Genomic DNA, 24916 nt, shown 5'->3' with positions numbered 1-24916 from the left:
TTTAGGGCAGGGATTTAAATCAGACTAAATAAGCATTTAAGACGAGCAATGAATACCTTATGCAGTATAGAACAATTCTATTAACGTCAATAACAATGTAACTATTAATATAACAAGATAAATATCAATAAATTAATACAAAATTAAATATGAGATGCGGTAAGCTAACTAATTATTTTGATTAGTCTTACATTAGCGGTGGTAGAGGAAAGTAAGGTATCGATGATACATGACAAATGATAGGGTTATACAGCCGCTGTATATTATCAGTAGAAATAAATGGATCATAAATTACCCAAAAATATTGTTATGCGAACAAAAATATCTTTTTGAGTTCAGGTATTAAAACGGAATGTGGACATAATATGACGAATTCTCGTTTGCTGGTTGTCTGTCAATATTTAGGATTATTAAAATGAAAAAAGCTGTAATAGTGAGTGCGACAAGAACCGCAATAGGAAGTTTTAATGGTTTATTAGCATCAGTTGGTACCATAGAATTAGGTAGCATTGTTATTCAAGAGGCTTTAAAGCGCGTCGCATTGGATGCCAGTTTTGTTGACGAAGTGATCATCGGCAATGTTATACAAGCAGGATTAGGGCAAAATCCAGCTCGTCAGGCTGCATTAAAAGCCAATATTTCTAATGATGTTCCGGCATTTACCATAAATAAAGTTTGTGGTAGTGGACTTAAAGCGGTTGCATTAGGCGTACAAAGTATTCTGGCAGGTGATAATAATATTATAGTTGTTGGTGGAATGGAAAATATGTCACAAGCTCCTTATCTGATAAATAACAAAACACATCGGTACTCACAGAATACCAAAAATCAGATGTATAACACATTAATTAATGACGGGATAACTTGCGCGATTAATCGTTATCATATGGGGCTGACAGCAGAAATTCTGGCTAGAATGTATGATATTAGTCGCGAAGATCAGGATCGTTTTGCTTATCGATCGCATCAATTGGCTCAAAAAGCGATTGCTAATGGAGATTTTATTGATGAAATTGTTCCAATCACTATTTGCACGGATAACGGAAACGTTCTCTTTCAACAAGATCAGCTACCTAAATTCGATATTGATTTAGTTCAGTTGAATGAACTAAATACCATCTTTCGACAAGGAACCATTACAACGGGCAATACTTCAGATTTTAGCGATGGTGCTGCTGCATTAATTGTGATGTCAGAAGATAAAGCTAAGCAACTGGATTTAGAACCTTTAGCTTATATACGTAGCTATGCATCAAGTGGTATTAACCCTAATTTGATGGGGTTAGGAGCAATATCTGCAACCAAGCTTGCATTGAAAAAAGCTTCATTGAGTCTTAGCGATATCGATTTGATTGAAGCTAGTGAAGTATTTGCTGCACAGTTTTTGGCGCTCCATTGTGAGCTTGATTTTGATCTGACTAAAACTAATGTACGAGGAGGTACGATCGCATTAGGTCATCCTATTGGTAGCAATGGTGCACGGATTTTAGTCACGCTACTTTATGCCATGATTCATCAAGATAAACAGTTTGGTCTTGCTACATTGTGTATTGGTGGTGGATTAGGCATTACCATTATTCTTGAACGTTGTTAGCTAATGAGCTCTGGCTGTATAAGGTTAACATGATGAAAGAATGGATTTTAACTGATAATTTAGATTTTGTTAGTGAAATGGAAAATGATGATTTTGAATATAAAAATGATTTTATGGTAGTTAATCCTATTTTTAACATTGTTTACAAGATTCATTATTTAAAAGATCAGCAAGCAAACTTTATTGGTGTTTTACTTAGTTTTGAAGAAATTCACCAACAAAATGAAACACAAAAGTTAATGAATAAAATGGAAGGAATCGAGCCATTAACCGAAATAATTGCAGGTATCGCTCATCAAATCCGTAATTCACTTACCACCTTACGCGGATTTGTTCAATATTTAACTAATGAATTACCGCAATCGGATTATTGCGAATATACCGGTATTATTTTCAAAGAGATTGATTCAATTAATTTATTGCTTGAATCATTATTAGATTTTTCACTAGCGATAAAAAAACATCACAAACCTATTTATCTAAATAGCTTGCTTGAAGAAGTAGTAAAGTTGATAAAATTAATACATCCTACAAAAAATATCGATTTTATCTTATTATTGGATAAGCAGTTGTCTAAAATTTATTTAAACAAAGAGTTAATCAAGCAAGCTTTGCTTAATTTAATAGTCAATGCAATTCAAGCAAGTCAAAAATCACCAATCATTGAAATAACCACGCGTATGTCTGCTAATCGGCACTATCAGTTAATTCGAATTAAAGATAATGGTATTGGGATTAAAAATGAAATTGTCCACAAAATTTTCATGCCTTTTTTTACCACTAAACCATCCGGAACAGGATTAGGTTTATCATTTGTTAAAAGAATTATTTTATTACATCACGGGATAATTCTTATTAAGAAGAATGACAATAACGAGGGTGTAACTGTTGAAGTAGCACTACCATGTAATGAAGATTTATGATCAAATTATGATAGAAAAAATTTTAATTGTCGAAGATGAATTAAATCTACGTAAATTATTATCTTTATTATTACAGAAATATTATCACGTTATTGCGGTCGATAATGGTGAAGATGCTATCGCATTGATTCAACAACAATCATTTGATTTGATCTTATTAGATAATCGATTGCCTCAAATGACAGGCTTAGAAATGCTTAAAATAGTAAAACATAGCTATCCTGATTTATTTATTATTCTAATGACTGCTTATGCTGATGTTGAGACTGCTGTTGAAGCATTGCAATCAGGAGCATTTGATTATGTTGTTAAACCTTTTGACCTGAATCAATTAAAAATCCTTATCAAACGGACTTTAGCATTAAGTAGAGCCAAAAAACAAAATGTTAATCAATTACAATATAATCAGTCAATATTCTATAAAAATGGTGGGATTATAACGAATAGTCCTAATATGATGGAACTTTGTCGAAATATTGCTAAAGTTTCTCAAACCAAATCAACAGTATTAATTACTGGTGAAAGTGGTACTGGTAAAGAGTTAGTTGCTAAAACAATTCATGCTCATAGTATTCGTTCAAACAAACCATTTATTAAAATTAATTGTGGAGCTTTACCAGAAACATTGTTAGAAAGTACGCTGTTTGGTCATGAAAGAGGTGCATTTACCGGAGCATACCAGCGTCAAATAGGTTTATTTGAGCGTGTACACCAAGGAACGCTTTTTTTAGATGAAGTATCTGAAATGTCAGTGAATTTACAGGTTAAATTGTTACGTGTCATTCAGGAAAAAGAGTTTGAACCAATAGGCGCAAACAAACTAATTAAAACAGATTTCAGGTTAATTGCTGCAACAAATCGTAATTTACAGGATATGATAAAAACCGGTGAATTCAGACAAGATCTATTTTATCGGTTGAATGTAATGAGTTTAAATCTACCGCCATTGCGTGAAAGGAAACAAGATATTATGTTGCTGGCACGTTATTTTGCTCAGCAATTTTGTGCCGAAAATAATAAAGAATTACTAGATTTTGCTGTTAAGTCGGCAGATATTCTTAATCATTATCATTGGCCAGGTAATGTAAGAGAATTATCAAACACAATTGAATATGCCGTAATTATGTCGCATGGTTTGTATATTGATCCACAAGATTTACCCCTCCATGTTCAAAATCAGTCACAAGACACCAGCATTGGGGTTAATGATTATACACAAGATATGGGCGTTACTTTAAAAGAAAAGCTCAAAAACTATGAAAAAGTACTAATTGTCGATGAATTAAGAAAAAATCAAGGGCACAGGGAAAATACAGCCAAAGCCTTAGGAGTGAGTAGAAGAACATTATTATATAAAATGCAAGAGCATGGCATTATTGAAACGATTCTTAAATAAACCCCTATTCATCTTTTTTGAATATCACAAGTAACAATAAACATTAAATCAAATTAAGTTAATGCGATATAGCTGTGAGCCAAGTGATATCATCGGAAAACGCTCATTACTTGAAAAATTTTTAACTAATTATTTTATAATATAATATTAAATCTGCCTATTAATGTAATGAGATAGTTGATGGATAAAAATCCAAGTCTGTTTTAATTAAAAATAATTTTCATATTTAGCAATGAATTTACTATACTATTTAGTAAATAAATTGCGTGACAACAGGTTAATTATGATTGATTTAAAACTTAGGGAAGTTAAAAAAGATTTGTCAGCTAAGGAGTTAGAGGTTGCGGAATATATTATTGCTCATTCGCAAGAGCTGAAAAATGTTAGTATTCAAGCTTTAGCTAAATTAAATCAGGTTAGTACCAGTACGATTTTGCGATTATGTAATAAAATGGGATATCGTGGATTTAGCGATTTTAAAATTGATCTGATCTCTTCTTTGCCTAAAAACGTCACGAATGATATCTTGCAAGATGATATTCATCTAACTGATGACTTGCAAGATGTGAACCGTAAAGTGCTGATAGTTGAAAAATCTTCTATCGATGAAACTTACTCAATGATTAATCCTGATGAATTAAATAACGCTATCGATTTACTAATTAATAGCCATAAGATAGTGATCTTTGGGGTAGGTAGTAGTGGTTTAGTTGGGAAAGAATTAGAATATCAGCTGATTAAAATTAAAAAAGATGTCAATTGTCATTTTGATGCACATATTAGCCGTAATATTGTTCGTTCATTGGATTCACACGATTTAGTAATTATTATTTCACATTCTGGAGAAACACCTGAATGTATAGAATTATTAAAAATAGCTAATCAACAATCAATACCATCTATTGCGATCACTAAAATGGGACAAAGCCAAGTTTCTGGATTAGCAAATATTGTATTGCATACCATTTCCACAGAACATGTGTCGCGTTTAATTCCTATTCGCTCTAAAATTTCTCAAATTACATTAGTAAATATGTTAATCACTAATTTATTTATTAAACAATATGACGAAAAGCTTAAGTTTCAAACGCAACATCGTAAAGCCCGTAAGTTCCCTCATCTTAAATAACCGCAATGTTTTTCTAAATACCTTACTATGTTTGATCCCATCAATATGAATATTATTTATTATTGATATTGGTTCTATTCTTACCCAAAAACATGATCCTCTTCACAAATTAAAAAAAATCCTAAAAAAAGATAATGACGAATAACTTATTAGGATGTAACTTTATTACTAAATAAATTTATTATTTAAGTAATAAATTTACTTTAGATGTTAAAACTATACGAAGAGAAATTTGTTATGTCAAAACAACTACCTATTATTTTAGCCAGTCACGGTCCTTTTGCTCAAGGCGCACTCGAATGTGCAGAAATGCTAATGGGCAAACAAGAAAAAATAAATGTAATTTCTGTATCAGTGGATAGCAATATTGATGAATTACGTAAGCAAATGCAACTAAGTTATCAAGCACTAAACGAAGGCGATGGTGTGATTATTTTGGTTGATCTTATGGGCGGAACACCATGTAATTTAGCTGGAGAATTAGTAATACAGCATTCAGATGTATTGCTATTTTGTGGTTTTAATATCCCGGTTTTACTTGAAATATTAAATAATCGCGACGGAACACGAGAAGAAGTTAAATCAATTGTTGAAGCATCTTTTGCGCAAAGTTGCTTTGATGTTAGTCAAATATTAACAGCTCAAGTTGAGCCATCTACAGAATTATAAGGAAACAATTATGCCAATCAATGTTGCTAGAATTGATGATCGTCTTATTCATGGACAAGTGATTACTACATGGGTAAAAAATTATGATATTGAACAAGTGTTAGTGATTAATGACAAAGCTGCTGCTGATACGGTTCAACAGTCAGTTTTAACCATGTCAGCGCCTGCTGGTTTGAAAGTCCTGGTATTTGGTGTTCAACAATTTATTGAAATTATCAAGAAAACGCCAATCAAAAAACGTACTATGTTGTTATTTACTAATAGTGTGGATGTTGACACTTTAGTTGCCGGTGGACTGGAAATAGAGAAACTTAATGTAGGTGGTATGCGAATGCAGGATGGACGCCGTTCTTTGACACGTGCAGTATCGGTTACACCTGAAGAAGAACAAGCATTTAAAAATCTGATCGCCAAAAATGTTGTGGTTGAGGTGCAAATGGTACCCAAAGATCCCGTAGTATTACTAAAAACACTACTTAATTAGTCTTAATTATCTTTTTATTATAAATATTTGGAGGTTAACTTATGTTAACACAGGCTATTCTTGTCGCGATTTGGGCGGGGATCTGTTCATTAGATGATGTTGGTCCGCAAATGTTACGTAGACCATTATTGACCGGTACTGTAGCAGGCATCATCATGGGGGATGTCGTTCAAGGGCTAGCGATTAGTGCAACATTAGAATTGATGTGGATGGGGATTGGTAATGTTGGAGCTTATTCAGCCCCTGATATTGTTGCTGGTTCGATTATTGGTGTTTCGTTAGGTATTGCTACCAGTGGAAGTATTGTCGCTGATGGTTCGTCAGATACCTCTATCGAAAAAATTATAGCTACAGGTGTCGCATTAGCCTTACCTGTTTCAGTTTTATGTCAACAGTTACTGATTCTTTGGCGTTCATTTGCTTGCTTTTTAAATCCATGGGCGGAAAAAAGTATTCAAGATGGTAATTATCAAGGATTGGTTAAAGTGCATTATTTTTCCACTCCAGTTTGGTTTTTAATTCGTGCAGTACCTTGTTTCCTTGGTGTTTATTTTGGTAGCGATCTGATTACAAATATTCTAAATGTTATTCCTAAGGGTATTATCACGGGTATGGGCGTGGCATCAAAATTAATTCCTGCTGTGGGTATTTGTATTTTATTACTGATGTTACTCAAAGGTAGAATGTGGTTCTTCTTTCTGCTTGGTTTTATGTTAACCGCTTATCTTAAATTACCAATTATCCCAATCACCTTTATTGCTCTTGCTTTTGCTGTATTGTATGACATGGCATTTATGGCAGATAAGAATAATAGTCGACAATCCGCAGCACAAGATAATCAAGTAATAAATACGCCAGTTGAAGAGGAATATGATCTATGAATAGTGTTAATAAAATCACCAAAAAAGATTTAAATAGTGTTTTTTGGCGCATACAAACTATACCATTTTCTTATAACTATGAAAAATTACAAACTATTGGTTTTGCGCATTGTATGATTCCAATATTAGATCGTCTGTATAAAGATGCCGATAAAGAGACACGTGTGCGGGCGATGAAACGTCATTTTGAATTTTTTAATACGCAAGTTAATGCTGGGGCATTAATTTTAGGTGTCACTGCCGCAATAGAAGAAAAGACCGATGAAGATGAAAAAGATGCGGTTGTCTCTTTAAAAGCAGGATTAATGGGGCCTTTTGCGGGATTAGGGGATAGTTTACTGAAATTTACCTGGATGCCAATTTGTGGCAGTATCGGGGCAGCTTTTGCATTACAAGGCAATATCATTGGACCGATATTAATGTTTATTATCTATAATCTAGTTAATATTTTTACCAAATATTTCTTTGTTCATTATGGTTATAATAAAGGGATTGATATTATTGAACAATCAAAAAATTCCAATATTATTCAACGAATTAGCAATCTAGCTAATGTGGTTGGTGTCATGGTGTTAGGATCTTTGATTGCTTCGACTGTAAAAGTATCCACGCCATTAATAATTAAGGTAGATGAACAATCAATTAAAGTTCAAGAAATGTTTGATAAAGTCATGCCAAACTTTTTAACGTTAATTTTTGCGTTGAGTGTATTCTTTCTGGTTCGAAAATTCCAGGGTAAGTACACTGTGTCATTAATTATCGCAGTAATGATAATTGGCGTAATTCTTTCTATTCTTGGCGTATTACATTAAAAGGATCAAAATAATGACATATATTCAATCAGCATCAGTTGTTCGTAACACGCAAGGAAAATTAGTTTTGACATTTGAATCTACGGGTAATCAATCCATTGATCTTTACTGGACAACGCAAGCAAATTGTTGTGATGGCATGAAAACGTTAGTGGCTAAAAATGTGCAGAGCCCAATGATAATTGATGATCCTTTACATGCTAAACAGCGGGTGTATTTTATTTTGCAAACGCAAGAGCAGGCGCCTTTCTTATTTTCAGAACGTACATTACCAATTACCGGATTAAATAATTTTCGTGATTTTGGTGGTTATGTGGGGGCCGATGGTCGTCGCATAAAATGGGGAATATTTTATCGTTCAAATCATCTAAGCGGTCTTAAAGCCGATGCAAAAGCTTATATTGAAGCACTAAATATTCAAACTATTATTGATTATCGGAGTGAAAATGAGATCAAGTCCAACCCAAATACAAATATAGGCGAAAAACAGACGTTTCATCTGGATGCATCAGCACAAACTGCCGAATTAGCCGCACAATTCGCTGCAGAACCGAGTAATGAGGATCGCGCATTAATTGAAAGCGTTATGCGTGATATACCTAAAGAGTTAATCAATGGTAGAGGTGAACAGGTATTAGAGCAGTATCGTAATTTTGTGTTAAGTGACAAGTCAAAAAATTCATTTAAACAGATGTTAAGAATTATGTTGGATACTCATAATAATCCAAGTATTCAACATTGTCGAGGTGGTAAAGATCGTACAGGTTACGGTGTGTTATTAATTTTATTGATATTGGGTGTTTCACAAGACGATATCATTAGAGATTATATGTTGACGCATGAAAATCGGTTGGCACGCAACGAAATCAAAATGGCAGCTTATCGAAAAATTACTGATAACCAAGATGTGCTTGATTATTTGCTTTGTTTAATCGATACTCGAGAAAGTTTTATTTTGGAAATTTTTAACACAATGAAACAAGTTGCGGGCTCACCTATTAATTATATTAAACAAGAGCTTGGTGTTACTGAAGCTGATATTAAAACCATGCGAGATAACTATTTGCAATAATAACTTGATGTTAACAGCACAGTACAATCGTATAATGACAAAGTGAGATGAGATTGCTATAAAAAACCCCAACTAAGTGGGGTTTTTATTGATAAAAGCATTTTAAAACTTATGCTCTAACAAAATCCATATGTAATAATTTTGGTTTAAAAGCGTGACGTTGAACAGCTTGGATTTTCACTTTCACATCTTTACCAGCAACTGAAATAGTTAAAACTTCAGAATAAAATTCTGGTTTTTCTTGCATATTAAACACTTGGTTGTGGTCTAGCGTGATTGCGATAGGCGCTTCTGAACCACCATAAATAATTGCTGGGAATTTACCAGCGTGACGCAGGCGGCGGCTCGCACTCTTTCCCTGCTCAGTTTTTACTTCAGCTTGTAGTGTAAACATAATGATTTCTCTTTAGTTAAATTAACCAATCACAGGCGACCCAGCAATTGGCAAAGGATTTAGTTGCTTTTTTTAGCGGTTGGATTATAACGATTTATTAATAACATCGCAACTTAAATATCAATTAACCTTTGATTATTTCAGGTAATTGAATATCCCAAGCTTGATTCATCACATGGTCAATTTGTTGGCATTTAAATGCTAATCCGATAGGGTAAATATTTTCTTGTTGGTAATTTTGTAATAACCGGTCATAGTAACCGCCCCCCATTCCGATACGATAATTGCGATCATCAAAAGCCACTAATGGTGTAAATATCACATCTAATGATTGATAAGGTATGATTTTATTAGCATCATAAATTGGTTCAAAAATATCAAATTGATTAGCAATCAGTGGTGTATCTTGTTCATAAGCGATAAAAATTAAATGATTAGGTTTAACTGGATCAATAAGTGGTAAGAAAACTGATTTGCCTTGTTGCCAAAGGTATTCAATAATTGGTTGGGTATTAACCTCACCATCAAATGAAAGAAAAATAGCAATGTTATGAGCTAATTGTATCTTAGTGTGTTGTTGTACTTGAAGATAAATCGTTTGTTCGGCTTGCAAACGTTGCTCAATGGGTAAATTACGACGAATTTTCCGAATAATATTGCGGATTTGCTGAGTAGGAAGATGAGAAATTGATTGCATAATATTAAAGATATAATAGAGACTCCAAGATGCCGTCATGAGTTATAACCCTTGAACCCGAAGTTCAAGGTGAGCGTTATGTTTGATTATTAGGTTTCCTTAACATGAAGGCATACACACCAATCAATAAGCATAACCACTCTATCATAAAGATTATCGGCTCAGGGGACAAACCCATTAACGAACATCTCAGAGATAATTATGATACAAAAAATTTGACGCAGTATACAATCAAATTAATAGTATTTTTACAAAAATTATTACAACTGATTACAATTTAAAACATTATCAAGCAGATTCTGTATTTTCTTTAAACGATCATTAAACTCATTTTCAAGTTGCATATTTTTTTGTTTTTGTTTTGTCAACTCATATGACATGTTTAATGCGGCAGTAATGATTAATTGATCACTGTTCATTAGTTGAGTTTTACGACGTAATTCATTGAGTCTATTATCCAGATCTTTTGCTGCTAAATCAAGTGATTCAACTTCATTAACAGGACAAGTAAGCTTGAGCGTTCGGCCAAATACAAGAATATTAACAACTTGAGTATCCATATGTAACCTATTGTCTAATAAAATTTTTAATCTTTCTGGTGATTTTCTCTGCACTTAAACCAAGATCATCACGAATTTCAACTTGGTTTCCTTGCTGAATAAAAGCATCAGGTAATCCAATATTTAACATATCACATTTTAGTTTTTTCGTCAGAATAAATTCATTCACTGCACTACCAGCACCACCTTGAATAACGTTTTCTTCTACTGTTACTAAGATTTGATGATCTTTGGTTATGGCCAAAATGGCTTCTTCATCTAAGGGTTTGACAAACCGCATATTAATAACAGTTGCATTAAGAGTTTCTGCTGATATTAATACTTCGTTTAATAAACAACCAAAATTTAATATAGCTATGGCTTGTCCTTGTCGAATTAATTTACTCTTACCAATTTCAATACATTGCATTGGTTGTAATTCCCCCTCAGCTGCTTCACCACGCGGATAACGAATTACAGCCGGCCCATTATGTTGGTAACCAGTATAGAGCATATCACGGCATTCGTTGGCATTACTAGGTGTCATGATAATTAAATTGGGTATACAACGTAAGAAGCTAATATCAAATACACCTTGATGAGTTGGACCATCGGAACCAACAATACCTGCACGATCAATCGCAAATAATACAGGTAAATTCTGCAGAGCAACATCATGAATAAGCTGATCATAAGCTCGTTGCAAAAAGGTTGAATAAATTGCTACTACTGGTTTTTTTCCATTAATCGCTAAGCCAGCAGCAAAAGTTACTGCATGTTGTTCGGCAATAGCAACATCATAAAATTGCTCTGGATAACGTTCAGCAAATTTTACCATACCAGAACCTTCTCCCATAGCTGGGGTGATGGCGATTAATCGTTTATCATGTTGGGCAATTTGGCACAACCAATCACCAAAAACTTCTGAATAAGTAGGGTTACTATTAATAGCTTTATTAAATTTACCTTCACTCGGATCGAATTTTGGAACACCATGCCATAAAACGGGATTTTTTTCTGCCGGTGGATAGCCTTTACCCTTTTGCGTCACAATGTGTAATAACTGAGGTCCTTTGAGTTGTCGCAATTGGGTTAGTGTATTGACAAGCGTATCAATATTGTGACCATCAACCGGTCCCAGGTAATTGAATCCTAGTTCAGCAAATAAATTGGTGGGGGTAATCAGATTTTTAAGATGTTCTTCAGTTTTTTTCAAAAATTGTCTTACCGGTGGAATGCCAGATAAGACTTTTTTTCCGTTTCTACGGATTGATGCATAAGTCTGACTTGATAATATTTGTGCCAAATGTTGATTAAGACCACCAACATTTTGAGAAATCGACATATCATTATCATTAACAATAACCAGCATATCAGGTTTTAAATGCCCAGCATGATTCAGCGCTTCAAAAGCCATACCGGCTGTTAAAGCACCATCACCGATGACGCAAACAACTTTGCGATCTGATGATTTACTCTGTTCTGCTACGGCCATACCTAAAGCTGCACTAATTGAGGTAGAAGAGTGACCAGTACTGAGAACGTCATACTCACTTTCTTCACGCCAAGGGAAAGGGTGAAGACCGTTTTTTTGACGAATTGTTAACATTTTATCTCGGCGACCGGTTAGAATTTTATGAGGATAGGCTTGATGACCTACATCCCAAATCAATTGATCAAATGGGGTGTCATAGACATAATGCAGCGCCACTGTCAATTCAATCACGCCTAATCCCGAGGCTAAATGCCCACTTGAACGACTTACCGAATTAAGTAAAAACTGCCGCAGTTCCTCACAAATAATCGGCAATTGGGACTGTGAATAATTTTTTAAATCTTTTGGAAAATTAATCTGTTTCAATAACGGATAATGTTCAAGCTTCATTTAGGCCTTTTGTTTCTCAATATTTGATTATTAACTAAAAATGGCGACTAATAATAAAATTGGCTAATTGGTGTAATGGTTCACTATTATACGGTATTTTATTCAGCTCTTCGAGCGCTTGTGTATGAAGTTTTTGAGTAATTTTTATAGAATTATCCAAACCATATAGAGTGATATAAGTATTTTTTTCCAACTGCCTATCAGTACCTTGTTGTTTCCCCATTGTGTTTTGATCGCCAATTTCATCTAGAATATCATCTTGTATTTGAAAAGCTAAACCAATATGATCAGCAAAATTGTCGAGTGAAACTTGATATTGTAAAGCATGTTCCCCTGCCACAAACATGCCGAGTCGAACAGCTGATTTAATTAACGCACCGGTTTTATGGCTATGGATAGTTTGTAAATCCGATAAAGAAATTTCTTTGTGTTCTGATTGCAGATCTAATGATTGCCCAAGGCACATACCATTTACACCACTAGCGTTAGAAAGTTCATTAATTAAAGCAATTTTGCAATTTGCGTCTAAATAGGGTGCTTGAGCTAATTTGGTAAAAGCAAAAGTCTGTAAAGCATCACCAGCAAGTATAGCAGTTGCCTCATCAAATTTTATGTGGCAAGTCGGCATACCACGCCTTAGCTGATCATCATCCATAGCAGGTAAATCATCATGAATAAGGGAATAGGTATGAATCATTTCAATTGCCGCAGCTGGAGCATCAAGCCAATCTAATTGGCTATCAAACATTTGTCCGGTAGCATAAACTAAAAATGGTCGTATACGTTTACCACCAGCAAGCAAACTGTAAGACATAGCCGCTGTTAATACAGAAGAGGGAATATCTTGGATGGCTTGTTCAAGGACTTTATTGATTCTGTGTGTATACTGATCATGAAGTTTGTGAAAAGCAGTTATCATAGTTATTACAATCAAATTTAATTTTCAGGCAACGAAAAATCAGTTAGTGCCGAATCACCGTTTTCCGCTAATAAAATCTGAATTCGTTGTTCAGCCTTTTGCAACTGGTTCTGGCCTTGTTTAGCTAATTTGATCCCTTTTTCAAATTCGTTTAATGCTTCATCTAATGGCAAACTTCCTATTTCAAGTTTGCTGATAATTGTTTCAAGTTCTTTTAGGGTTTCTTCAAAGGCGAGCGACTTGGTTGGCTTTTTAGTCATCTTAAACCTCATATATTTAATATAACATCTAGTATATACGTAATTAATAACAATGAACAATTTTAGATGATATTTTGCTGATCAGCAAATGGGTTAATTTGAGTCTATAAAATATAACTTGTTAACAATTTCGTTTTTACTTAGATAAAAACCAATTGACTATTAATTAAACTATCATGATTAAATTATGAGGGACAAAGATAACTAAAATATAAAAATACTATATAATCCATTTTTTATATTATTAAAAATATTCTGGCTATGAAAAAGTGATATTTCTTAGTAGATCTCAAATAAATTTAACATAAATTGGTGTATTAATGAAAAAGCATAAGTTAGAAAAAATGTTATCAGAACAAGATATTCAACATCGTGTTCAAGAATTAGGTAAACAGATAAGTGATAATTATCAAAATAGTCAAAATGAATTAGTGCTTGTCGGTTTATTACGTGGATCATTTATTTTTATGGCTGATCTTAGTCGAGCAATTACAGTGGGACACGAGGTTGATTTTATGACGGCATCAAGTTATGGTAACGCTATGAATAGCAACCGCGATGTCAAAATTCTCAAAGATCTCGATGAAGACATACATGGCAAAGATGTGCTCATTGTCGAAGATATTATTGATACCGGTAATACATTAAGTAAAGTTAAGGAATTACTTGCACTTAGAACGCCAAGATCAATTGAAATCTGTACCCTGTTAGATAAACCTTCTCGACGAGAAGTGAAAGTCCCTGTTAAGTATGTTGGTTTTTCGATTCCGGATGAGTTCGTAGTAGGTTATGGTATTGATTATGCACAACATTATCGTCATTTACCTTACATTGGTAAAGTTACATTATTGGAATAAACTATAAAAGTTGTTAAAAAACAAGAGCTTTTATTGTTATTTATAGTCTGATATGATAATTATGATTAATTTTAAGTCTACTACTTAGCCAATTATTTGTCGATTAAGTGACGTGACACAATTTTGGAGTTGATGTGCGAAGGAATTTTACTTTCCTTTTAGTTATGCTCATTATGGCAGTAAATTCATTTGCTCTGGCAAAAATGCATTTAACTGTTAAAGGATTACCTGAAGCATTACAGAAAAATGTAGATGCGCGTTTGTCATTGATCGATCCAAATCGTATCGATGATACCCCCTATTTTAAGCAATCTTTAGAAGATGAAATAAAAAAAGGGTTAAGAGCTCTCGGTTACTATGCCCCAACTTTTGAATATCAAATTTCGGATGATGCAAAGCTGATAACGGTTATCGTCAATCAAGGTGAACCGATTTTAATTGAAAAGACAAATATTAATATATCTGGTGAAGGTGCCCATGATCGAGATTATATTAGTTTGTTAAATAATGATTTACCAGCTAAGGGAACGATTTTAAATCATGGTGATTATGATGGTTTTATAAAGCAATTACAGCGCATTGCATTACGAAAAGGTTATTTTGATTCTGATCTATCTAAACATCAACTTGCGGTAGCAGATAAATTACATCAGGCATACTGGAATATTGATTTTGATACTGGTCAACGTTATCACTTTGGTAATGTCAGTTTTAATGATACAGTAATACGAAAATCTTATTTAAAAAACATTATTCCTTTTAAACGTAATGAAAGTTATAGCGCTGATCAACTTTCTCTATTTAACCGTCGATTATCTTCAACAAATTGGTTTAGTGCCGTAACGGTGATTCCTTTATTGAATCAAGTCGATGAAAATAAAGCGATCCCCCTGCAAGTCATTGCAGTTCCCCGTAAAAAAAATAGTGTTGATGTCGGTATAGGCTATTCCAGTGATAATGGTGTGAGAGGGCGGCTCGGCTGGAGTAAACCTTGGATAAATGACCGTGGACATAGTTTTCATAGTGAACTTGCATTATCTTCTCCCGAACAATCGATTTCCGGGGCTTATAAAATTCCTCTATATAAATCTCCTTTAGAAGATTATTACACAATTCAGGGAGGATATAAAAAAATTGATAATAAAGATACCGATTCGCGGTCTTATTCAATAGGTATTATTCGCAATTGGGATATTTTTCAAGGCTGGCAACATGCTATCGGATTAAATGTCATGTATGACAATTTTAAACAAGCGGATGACAGTTTTAGAACCTTCCTTCTTTATCCCTCGATTAGCCTTTCTCGGGTCAGAAGTGAAGACAATTTATTTCCTTTATGGGCCGATTCACAACGTTATTCATTAGAAGCTGCAGCGGAAGATATTGGGTCTGATATTAATTTTATTCGTTTTCAGACACAACAAGTATGGATTCGTTCATTATTGAAACAGCACCGTTTAGTCGCTCGTGGTAATTTTGGTATTATTCAAGCAAGTAGTTTCGAACGAGTTCCACCTAATTTTCGCTTCTTTGCTGGTGGAGATCGAAGTATAAGGGGATATAGCTATAACTCTATAGCGCCGAAAGATAAAAAGGGTAAATTGAAAGGTGGTACAAAATTAATTACCGGTTCTCTCGAATATCAATATAATCTAACAGGTGCATGGTGGGGTGCAGTATTTGTGGATACTGGTGAGGCAATAGATAAACTTGATGGTACAGATTTTCATACCGGTGCCGGAATCGGAATACGTTGGGTGTCGCCAATTGGACCCGTAAAATTTGATATAGCAACACCGATTGAACATTCAAAAACAACAGCCCATTTTTATATTGGTTTAGGCACTGAGTTATAAATTATGAAAAGCCCACAACGAATTAAAAAAGTAACAAAAATGAGGCGTATTCGGAAATGGAAAGTCCGTAGCCTAGTGACTTTATGTATACTGACGTTTATTATTGTTTTATTAACTACCTTTATTTATACCAGTTTAGGTATTAAAGTCATTAGCAGTGTAATTGAAAAAGCGGTTCCTCAAATACAGATAAAGCATGCAAAAGGAGCATTAAATGATCTGAATATTGATGGTTTTACATTTAAAATGGATGGGGTTGAAGTCTCGGTTGGTGAAGCGAGAGTCTCACTTTCCGGATTATGCCTGATTAAGGGCAAAATTTGTGTTAAATCCTTTCAAGCCAAAGATATTTATGTCAACATAGAGACCGATAAAATTCCCAAAAGTGAATCTAAAACCGAACAACCTCAATCATTAAAACGTTTTGTAGTAAAAACTCCTTTACCAATTGAATTAAAGTCGGCACAATTAGAAAAAGTTAATGTTAATGTGGATAATATGCATTTTGAGTTGTCTTCTTTTCAAGGACAAGCAAATTGGATAAATCAATTTATTTATGTGTTACCTACTACGGCAATGGATGTTAAGGCCATTTTTCCCGATTGGAAAAGCAATCCCTCTTCATCAAACTTAAAACCCAAAAAATCACCTTTTGCGATCAATGAAACGATCGAAACATTATTTAATCAACCTTTAATTCAATCTTTACCTAATGTAAATATTCCCTTAGATATTTTTGTTAATCATTTAACTGGTAATGGTTGGGTATTACATATAGGTGGTAATGATTATTTTTTTGATGATGTTGTAATTGAAGCAAGTACCGTCAATAGTTTGGTTGATGTTAGATTGGTTGAAACGAATGCAACAAGCGATTATGCCAAAGCTCATATACAAGTCAAAGGGCAAATCAAATTAAGAGATGAATGGCCTATTAAAACAGATATTCTAGCAAAAACAAATAATACTACGGCCAAAAATAGTTCAGAATTCAATAGTCATTTTGAGGGGCAATTACTTGGCGAGTTAGCAACGCAAACGCATATTAAAGGATTAAATCAAGCAGATATCTTTGCTAAAATTAATTTTTTTGAAAAATATATGCCGTTAACGCTAAAAATGAGTGGTAAACATCTACAATGGCCAGTAATAAATAAGGCAGATTATCAACTAAATGATTTTGATATAGATTTATCAGGCTTGGCAAATCTTTATCATTTTAATGTCAAAGGTGAAGTGAATAGTAAAGATATATTACCAACTCATATTGAGATTCAATCAAATGGAACGAATGAGTATATTGACATAAATAAAACTAAAATCTCTCTACCACAAGGCGAATTGGCTTTATCCGGCAAGATTAGTTGGTTAAATAAGTTACATTGGGATACAAAAATTAATTTCAATCAAATCGATCTAAGCCAATGGTCATTGACATATCCCATTAAAATGAACGGTAATTTATTAACAAGTGGCGAATATGATGAACGTGCCTGGTTAATCAATTTAAATCGCGTTAACTTAACCGGGGAAATCAATCACGCTCCGTTACAAATAAGTGGTGATTTAGGTATTAATTCCAATCAATATTTGTTAGCTAATAACTTTAATCTTAATTGGGATAGCAATCGTATTGAATTAAATGGGTCTACCAAACAAGACGATTTCATTGCAAATGTAAATTTTCCTAATTTAAAGGTTATTAATCCAAAAATTTTGGGTAATATTGTTGGGCATGTCAATATTAAAGGAACTTTAAAGCAACCAATAATTACCTCTAATTTGGTTATTAATAAATTAATTTTACAAGATATCGTTTTAGAACAAGCCGTTTTGAACGGTGAAATAAGTTATAGCAATATGATTAACGGTGATATTAGTCTAAAATTAAAAAAATTTAATATGCCTAATATGAGTGTAAATAATGCAACTGTTTCTTTACAAGGTAATGAGCAAAAGCATCAGTTAACGCTTAACGTTAACGGTAAACCGTTATCCAGCGAGATATTACTCAATGGTTCTTTTAATAAAAATCGCAGTCAATGGCAGGGCATAATGTCGCAAGCCAATGCTAAAGTCGGTAAAAATAATCTTTGGCAAATCAATCATCCAATTGTGATAGATTATGACATTAACCGCAAATTAACTAAGATTTTTGCACATTGCTGGTTAAATACCCAATCAAGCATTTGTTTAGATAATGACATTGTTTTGGCTAATAAAGGTATGGCAGAGATCAGTTTAAAAAATATTGATCTTGATTTAATTGATCCCTTTATTAATTCCCAAACCAATATTGCTGGTTATGTTAATGGTAAAGCAAATATAAAATGGGATCCGAATACTAAAATACCAACCATAACAGTTAATCTATCAGGTAATAATGTGCATGTAAGACAACAAATTTCTTCGCAAACATTACCGATACCATTTGATTTATTTAATATTGACGCTAATCTTAATGATAAACAAGCCAATTTAAAATGGAGATTTGGTTTTAAAAATTTGGGTAAATTTAAAGGTGATATTCGAATTATAGAGCCATTAACAACCAAACGTTTAGATGGTCAGATTGATATTGATAATTTATCTCTCGCCATGATTAACCCATTACTTAATGATAATGAACATGCAAATGGTTTCATTAATAGTCACCTAAAATTTTCAGGAAGTTTACTTGACCCTTATATTACGGGTAACTTTGACTTAGAACATAGTGAGATTAAAACTAATCAATTACCCGTAGATGTCCGTTCAATTATGATTGATATGGATTTCAATGGTAAATCATCCGATTTGAAAGGAACCATGAAAACCAAGGCTGGCGTGGTAAATATTAATGGCAAAGCCAATTGGAAAAATATTGATAACTGGGATTCGACTATATCTGTAAAAGGTGATGCGCTTGAAGTTAATATTGCACCATTATTAACGATGCAAATTATTCCTGATATTCACATAACAGCTAATCAGCAACAGTTAGATCTAACGGGACAAGTAACTATTCCCAAAGCAAATATTCAAGTCGAATCTTTACCACCATCTACAGTAGATGTGTCATCAGATGAAGTTATGTTAGATAATCATTTACAGCCGGTACAAGCAAAAAATTCTACAATGGCAATTAATAGTCATGTTTTGGTTTCATTGGGAGATGATGTCACCATTGATGCATATGGATTAGCTGCTAATTTAACCGGAAAATTATTTGTTACCCAAAGTATAAAAGGTACGACAGTTAACGGACAAATCAATATCCCAAAAGGTCGGTTTCATGCTTATGGTCAAGATTTAGTTGTTCGCAAAGGAGAAATTATTTTTGCCGGGTTACCTGAACAACCGCGGATAAATATCGAAGCCATTCGCAATCAAGAATCAATTGATGACAATGTTACGGCAGGTATCAGAGTGACTGGACTTGCTGATGAACCAAAAGTTGAGATTTTTTCCGATCCTGCAATGTCACAGCAGGAAGCGCTTTCCTATCTATTACGTGGCCAAGGCCTATCGAGTGATGAACAGAGTGATAATGATATGTTCACCGCTTTACTTATTGGCTTAGGAACGGCTCAAACGGGTAGTTTGGTTGGCGATATTGGCAATACTTTTGGTATTAAAAACCTAAGTTTAGACACCCAAGGCGTTGGTAATAGCCAAAAAGTGGTAGTCAGCGGCTATCTTTTACCCAATTTACAATTAAAATATGGTGTTGGTATTTTCGATTCATTGGCGGTATTTACGTTACGTTATCGTTTATTACCACGATTATATTTAGATGTTGCTTCTGGATTGGATCAAACTGTTGATTTAATTTATCAATTTGAATTTTAGTTGTCTTAATTAATATGTAATACTTTAATTGTTTGAACTAAGTTATGTTAGTTACTTGCAGATATTGATTAACTTGCAATATATCCAGTAAAGCGCCATCAAAAACTATAAAATCGTTTTGATTAAGTATATACTTAAACACCAATACGACAGTAAAAATTAAACTAATTAAAGAATTTCAGAGGTAATCCATGTCAAATTCTATAAATAAATGTAAAAGCAATGAGACTCCGGCTTGTTGCTGTGTAGATGTCGGTACCATTATTGATAATGATGATTGTACGGCAGAATATAAAAATGTTTTTGCTTCTGAGAAGTTAGCACAAGAAAAACTCAATCAACTTACGCAAGCAGCGCGGGATGTTGAATCGGAACCTTGTCAAATTGAAAGCCAAATTGATCAGCTTAACGATGGTTATCAACTTTCAGCTAAATTTCATTTTAGTTGCGGCGCTGAATGTTTAATTTTTCAACTTAAATTACGTTAAATAGTGATTGCTTCGCTATTCTTACTTAGGAGTAGTTCTTACTATGAAAGAATAGCGGGGTAGTTTTAGGTTATTTGTTTGATAATAACTAAACCTAGTTAATCACTATTAGGCATAACTTCTATTTTGTAACAAACCATTTATAGCGAATGTATTGAGATAAACGAATAATGCTAAAAGTTTACATTATGCGACATGGTGAAGCGGGATATTCAGCGACATCAGACTCCAGTCGACCTTTAACTTCTTTTGGTCAAAAACAATGTGCATCGGTAGCATATTGGTTCAAACAGCACGATATCGTTATTGATCTTGCTATGGTCAGTCCTTACTTGCGTGCTCAGCAGTCATTTGCTTTTTTTCCTGATCAGATATTAGTAAATAAAATAGAAACGAGCCAATGGTTAACACCAAGTGGTAATACGGATCAAGTGATCAATAGTTTAATTACGCTACCATCACTTGGCATCTCTTCGGTGTTATTGGTTTCTCATTTGCCATTAGTTGGTTATTTAGTTAATGATTTATGCCCACATATTGCGCCACCAATGTTTTCACCTGCAGATGTAGCTTTTGTTACTCTATCTGCAGAAGGTCAAGGTAAGTTGGAATGGTTTCATCATCCAATATAACATCAGCTATTGAACTTAACCTCTTTACGTTACCCCTAACTGGACGTTCTTTGATTGAAGCTTCAGCGGGAACTGGTAAAACTTATTCGTTATCATTTATTTATTTACGATTGTTACTCGGTATTGGCGATAAGGGATATTCCCGGGCATTAACAGTTGAAGAAATTTTGGTGGTCACATTTACTAAAGCCGCCACTGAAGAACTACGTTATCGCATTCGACAAAATATTTATCAACTACGCAAGGCATGCTTACAAGGTTATCATGACGATGCAAATTATCAACAATTACTCAAACTTATTGAAGATAAAGAATCAGCAGCTAAACGTTTGTATTATGCAGAACAAAGCATGGATCAAGCAGCCATCTTTACTATACATAGTTTTTGCCAACGGTTATTGACTACTTATGCATTTGAAGCCGGTAGTTTATTCCAAAAAGTCTTACTCAAAGATGAGACTAATCTCTATTTACAAAAAGTACAAGATTTTTGGCGAGATTACTTTACACCAATGTCTGCTGATTTGGCAAAAATTATTTGGCAAAATTGGGCTGATCCACAAGCCTTATTAGCTGATATTATGCCTTATATTAATCGTGATATACCGGAAAATATTCAGTTATCTTCCACCCCGTTGTTAGAACGAATTAATGATTTTCATCGGTGCAATATTTACCAAATAAATACCATTAAAAGTGAATGGTTGGCCAATGTTGATGATATTCATATGATTATTATGCAATCTGGGGTGAACAATAAGAGCTATGCTAAAAATCATTTAGCACGGTGGTTAAAAACTGTCACTCAATGGGCTCAATCGCCGACTGATGATTATACAATTCCAGTAAAAGAACTTAGTAAATTTAGTCAGACAGAATTAAATAATAAAACTGAACGTGACAAAATCGCACCTAGCCATCCTTTATTTTCGCAAATTGAACAATTTATTGCTCAATCATTTAGTTTAAAAGATACCTTTTTATTTGATATAACCAAACTCATCAGTCAAAACATACAAAAAGAAAAAGGTATCACTGCACAGATGGGATTCGATGATTTATTGACTGATTTGAAGCAAGCATTATATAGCCAAAATGGTAGCTATTTGGTTAAACAAATCGTAGCACAATATCCGGTTGCTATGATTGACGAATTTCAAGATACAGATCCAGTACAATATCAGATTTTTGATCGGATTTATCAAGATCGTGAAAATACGTTATTGCTGTTTATTGGTGATCCCAAACAAGCAATATACAGTTTCCGTGGCGCAGATATTTTTACTTATATTAAAGCAAAACTATCGGTAGATCATCGTTTTACTATGACGACTAATTGGCGTTCTATTCCGTCCATGGTTGCTGCCGTTAATAATTTGTTTTCGTTAAAAAATGATCCTTTTATTTTTCAGCAGATACCATTTATTCCGATGCATAGTGCTGAAGCAAATCAATACAATGCGTTTTTAGTAAATGACCGTGTTGTTAATGCGCTCAGTTGTTATTTATTACCAGATTGTATAACTTCTAACAATGATTACCTTAATTATGCAGCACAGCGCTGTGCTGAACAAATTGCACAATGGTTATTGGCAGATAGCTATTTTATTAATAAACTGGGACAAAAGAAGGCGATTATTTCATCTGATATCGCAGTGCTTGTTCGTACAGCACGTGAGGCTGAAATCATTCAGCAAGCGTTAATCAAACGTCATATTAAAAGTGTTTATATTTCTAATCATCGCAGTGTATTTAAATCAACCGAAGCTAAAGAAGTGTTACGTATATTACAGGCTGTGATGATGCCAACAGATGAAAATTATTTGCGTAGTGCCTTAGCAACTTGCTTAATTGGTGCATCAATGGCTGATATTGATCAATTATCTTATGATCAACAAGTGTTAGAAAATTTAGTTGATGAATTTAATACATACCAAACTATTTGGCAGAAAAATGGTATATTGGTAATGTTACGATACTTAATGAATCGGCGCCAAATCGCAGAAAATTTATTAATGCGCGATGAAGGTGAGCGAACAATTACCAATTTTATGCATTTAGGGGAGTTACTACAGGAAATTTCTCAAGAATTGGATACTCCTCATGCTATTATCCGTTGGTTAAATAAACAAATTAATGAACCTGATTACAATATCACTAATCATGAACAACGGCTAGAGAGCGATGAAAATTTAATTAATATTATTACCATACATAAATCTAAGGGATTAGAGTATCCAATAGTATTTTTACCATTTATTGGCACATATCGTGAGTCAGATAGCCATATATATCATGAACGGCAAACCTATTCTACGCATTATGCTTTTGAACTTACGCCACAAATCAAACAGTTAATTGAGCAGGAGCGTCTTGCTGAAGATGTTAGATTATTGTATGTTGCGTTAACGCGTTCGATTTATCATTGTAGTTTTGTGTTAGCTGGATTAAAAAAAGGGCGGGCTAAACAGTTATCTTTAAATCAATCAGCAATTGGTCATTTGCTTTTAGAAGCATCAGAAAATGATTATTCGGCTTTGCAACAAAAATTAATGCATTGGCGTGATTTAGTTGTTATTGATGTTAAACTTCCAGTTCCTGTTACTTTTTTGCGCTATCAAACATCAGAACTTAACTCCTTAGTGGCAAATCTATTTACCCGCAAATTAGATTATTCATGGCGAGTCACCAGTTATTCGGGGTTACAACAGTCGTCAAGTTATCGTAATCATACAACTGATTTTATCAATGATATCAAGCCGGCTTTTGATAGTGAAGTTTTATCAGATACCAATCAAACCAATGATGTCGGCCAGTTTATCGGAGATGATATGGTTAAAGAAGAATCAATTAATCGCTTTGATATTCACCATTTCCCTAAAGGCGCGATGGTTGGAACCGTTTTGCATGAATGTTTTGAAATAATCGATTTTAAACAGCCTGATTTGCCTTCAATTACGAGTCAAATAATCGATAAATTGAATTTACCCGATGACTGGCGTTTACCCTTAATGGAATGGTTGACCATGGTTTGTTCAACGCCTTTAATGGATGGTTTGTCATTATCACAGATATCCAACGAACAACGCTTAAATGAATTGCAATTCTTTTTACCCATTCGTCATCAGGTAATAGCAAATGATCTTGATCGGATTTGTAAACAGTTTGATGCTTTGTCTAATCAATGTCCACCGCTTGATTTTATGACAGTTCAAGGGATGTTAAAAGGTTATATTGATATGATTTTTATGTGGCAAGGGAAATATTATATTGTTGATTATAAATCAAATTATTTAGGTGCCAGTGCTGAAGATTATACCCAAATGGCAATGCATCAAGCCATGTGTGAACATCGTTATGACTTGCAATATCAACTTTATTCACTAGCGTTACATCGTTATTTGAGAAGTCGTATTGCCAATTATCAATATCCAATTCATTTCGGTGGTGTTTATTACTTATTTATCCGTGGTATGTCCACACAACATCCACAAAATGGCGTTTTTTATACTAAGCCAGATGTTAAATTGATTGATGAGTTAGATCATTTATTTGGATAATCCAACATCTGACTTATTTTTCGTACGAGTGATTAGTA

At 33.8% G+C, this 24916-nt stretch carries 21 protein-coding genes and 1 other RNA gene; 15 read left to right on the top strand and 7 right to left on the bottom strand.

What is annotated here, in order from left to right; genetic code table 11:
* Positions 1 to 415 precede the first annotated feature (415 nt).
* The 9 genes from FcAc13_RS08265 to FcAc13_RS08225 all read left to right on the top strand — a co-directional run bounded on the left by FcAc13_RS08265 (position 416) and on the right by FcAc13_RS08225 (position 8960).
* Positions 416 to 1594: a thiolase family protein gene (locus tag FcAc13_RS08265; RefSeq protein ID WP_187755732.1), complete on the top strand. Its 1179-nt coding sequence runs from the start codon at positions 416 to 418 to the stop codon at positions 1592 to 1594.
* Between the two features lie 32 nt (positions 1595 to 1626).
* Positions 1627 to 2517, top strand: a complete 891-nt coding sequence (locus FcAc13_RS08260; RefSeq protein WP_187755731.1) for a two-component system sensor histidine kinase NtrB — start codon at positions 1627 to 1629, stop codon at positions 2515 to 2517.
* A 7-nt stretch (positions 2518 to 2524) separates the two neighbouring features.
* A complete protein-coding gene (locus FcAc13_RS08255; protein ID WP_187755730.1) occupies positions 2525 to 3913 on the top strand; it encodes a sigma-54-dependent transcriptional regulator in 1389 nt (462 codons plus the stop codon).
* A 283-nt stretch (positions 3914 to 4196) separates the two neighbouring features.
* Complete coding sequence (locus FcAc13_RS08250; RefSeq protein WP_187755729.1) at positions 4197 to 5042, top strand: MurR/RpiR family transcriptional regulator; 846 nt, start codon at positions 4197 to 4199, stop codon at positions 5040 to 5042.
* A 237-nt stretch (positions 5043 to 5279) separates the two neighbouring features.
* Complete coding sequence (locus FcAc13_RS08245; RefSeq protein WP_187755728.1) at positions 5280 to 5711, top strand: PTS sugar transporter subunit IIA; 432 nt, start codon at positions 5280 to 5282, stop codon at positions 5709 to 5711.
* Between the two features lie 10 nt (positions 5712 to 5721).
* Positions 5722 to 6195 (top strand): PTS sugar transporter subunit IIB, encoded by a 474-nt coding sequence (locus tag FcAc13_RS08240; protein WP_187755727.1) that lies wholly within the window; start codon positions 5722 to 5724, stop codon positions 6193 to 6195.
* 41 nt (positions 6196 to 6236) lie between these two features.
* Positions 6237 to 7076, top strand: a complete 840-nt coding sequence (locus FcAc13_RS08235) for a PTS mannose/fructose/sorbose/N-acetylgalactosamine transporter subunit IIC (protein WP_187755726.1) — start codon at positions 6237 to 6239, stop codon at positions 7074 to 7076.
* Positions 7073 to 7888, top strand: a complete 816-nt coding sequence (locus FcAc13_RS08230) for a PTS system mannose/fructose/sorbose family transporter subunit IID (RefSeq protein ID WP_187755725.1) — start codon at positions 7073 to 7075, stop codon at positions 7886 to 7888. The genes FcAc13_RS08235 and FcAc13_RS08230 overlap by 4 nt, the downstream gene beginning before the upstream one ends.
* 13 nt (positions 7889 to 7901) lie before the next feature.
* The gene (locus tag FcAc13_RS08225) at positions 7902 to 8960 is read left to right on the top strand and encodes a tyrosine-protein phosphatase (RefSeq protein WP_187755724.1); all 1059 of its coding nucleotides are present in this window, start codon (positions 7902 to 7904) and stop codon (positions 8958 to 8960) included.
* Positions 8961 to 9069: 109 nt separating this feature from the next.
* On the opposite strand, the gene rplY is transcribed toward FcAc13_RS08225, so the two are convergent.
* The 7 genes from rplY to xseB form a co-directional block, all read right to left on the bottom strand.
* A complete protein-coding gene (gene rplY / locus FcAc13_RS08220; RefSeq protein WP_187755723.1) occupies positions 9070 to 9354 on the bottom strand; it encodes a 50S ribosomal protein L25 in 285 nt (94 codons plus the stop codon).
* 124 nt (positions 9355 to 9478) lie between these two features.
* Positions 9479 to 10051, bottom strand: a complete 573-nt coding sequence (locus tag FcAc13_RS08215) for a 5-formyltetrahydrofolate cyclo-ligase (protein ID WP_187755722.1) — start codon at positions 10049 to 10051, stop codon at positions 9479 to 9481.
* Positions 10052 to 10068: 17 nt separating this feature from the next.
* A non-coding RNA gene (gene ssrS, locus FcAc13_RS08210) (6S RNA) lies at positions 10069 to 10250 on the bottom strand.
* Positions 10251 to 10311: 61 nt separating this feature from the next.
* The gene (gene zapA / locus FcAc13_RS08205) at positions 10312 to 10611 is read right to left on the bottom strand and encodes a cell division protein ZapA (RefSeq protein ID WP_187755721.1); all 300 of its coding nucleotides are present in this window, start codon (positions 10609 to 10611) and stop codon (positions 10312 to 10314) included.
* A 7-nt stretch (positions 10612 to 10618) separates the two neighbouring features.
* Positions 10619 to 12475 carry a 1-deoxy-D-xylulose-5-phosphate synthase gene (gene dxs, locus FcAc13_RS08200; protein WP_187755720.1) on the bottom strand — a complete coding sequence of 619 codons (1857 nt, stop codon included), beginning with the start codon at positions 12473 to 12475 and terminating at the stop codon, positions 10619 to 10621.
* A gap of 34 nt (positions 12476 to 12509) precedes the next feature.
* Positions 12510 to 13394: a (2E,6E)-farnesyl diphosphate synthase gene (gene ispA, locus FcAc13_RS08195; RefSeq protein ID WP_187755719.1), complete on the bottom strand. Its 885-nt coding sequence runs from the start codon at positions 13392 to 13394 to the stop codon at positions 12510 to 12512.
* 17 nt (positions 13395 to 13411) lie between these two features.
* On the bottom strand, positions 13412 to 13654 hold the full coding sequence (xseB, locus tag FcAc13_RS08190; RefSeq protein WP_187755718.1) for an exodeoxyribonuclease VII small subunit: 243 nt from the start codon (positions 13652 to 13654) through the stop codon (positions 13412 to 13414).
* A 320-nt stretch (positions 13655 to 13974) separates the two neighbouring features.
* Between xseB and hpt the strand changes: the two genes are divergently transcribed.
* The 6 genes from hpt to recB all read left to right on the top strand — a co-directional run bounded on the left by hpt (position 13975) and on the right by recB (position 24878).
* Positions 13975 to 14511: a hypoxanthine phosphoribosyltransferase gene (gene hpt / locus FcAc13_RS08185; RefSeq protein ID WP_187755717.1), complete on the top strand. Its 537-nt coding sequence runs from the start codon at positions 13975 to 13977 to the stop codon at positions 14509 to 14511.
* Between the two features lie 173 nt (positions 14512 to 14684).
* Entirely contained in the window at positions 14685 to 16367 is a 1683-nt protein-coding gene (gene tamA, locus FcAc13_RS08180) for an autotransporter assembly complex protein TamA (RefSeq protein WP_220679121.1), read from the top strand.
* Positions 16368 to 16370: 3 nt separating this feature from the next.
* Entirely contained in the window at positions 16371 to 20198 is a 3828-nt protein-coding gene (tamB, locus tag FcAc13_RS08175; protein ID WP_187755716.1) for an autotransporter assembly complex protein TamB, read from the top strand.
* A 191-nt stretch (positions 20199 to 20389) separates the two neighbouring features.
* A complete protein-coding gene (locus tag FcAc13_RS08170; protein WP_187755715.1) occupies positions 20390 to 20686 on the top strand; it encodes a YfcZ/YiiS family protein in 297 nt (98 codons plus the stop codon).
* 170 nt (positions 20687 to 20856) lie between these two features.
* Positions 20857 to 21318 (top strand): phosphohistidine phosphatase SixA, encoded by a 462-nt coding sequence (gene sixA / locus FcAc13_RS08165; RefSeq protein ID WP_187755714.1) that lies wholly within the window; start codon positions 20857 to 20859, stop codon positions 21316 to 21318.
* Positions 21297 to 24878: an exodeoxyribonuclease V subunit beta gene (gene recB, locus FcAc13_RS08160; RefSeq protein WP_187755713.1), complete on the top strand. Its 3582-nt coding sequence runs from the start codon at positions 21297 to 21299 to the stop codon at positions 24876 to 24878. The genes sixA and recB overlap by 22 nt, the downstream gene beginning before the upstream one ends.
* Positions 24879 to 24916 lie beyond the last annotated feature (38 nt).

It is taken from the genome of Frischella japonica (assembly GCF_014489845.1).
GTDB classification, from domain to species: Bacteria; Pseudomonadota; Gammaproteobacteria; order Enterobacterales; family Orbaceae; genus Frischella; species Frischella japonica.
Note: the sequence above shows the minus strand (reverse complement) of the source record. Positions and strands in the feature narration are given on the sequence as shown.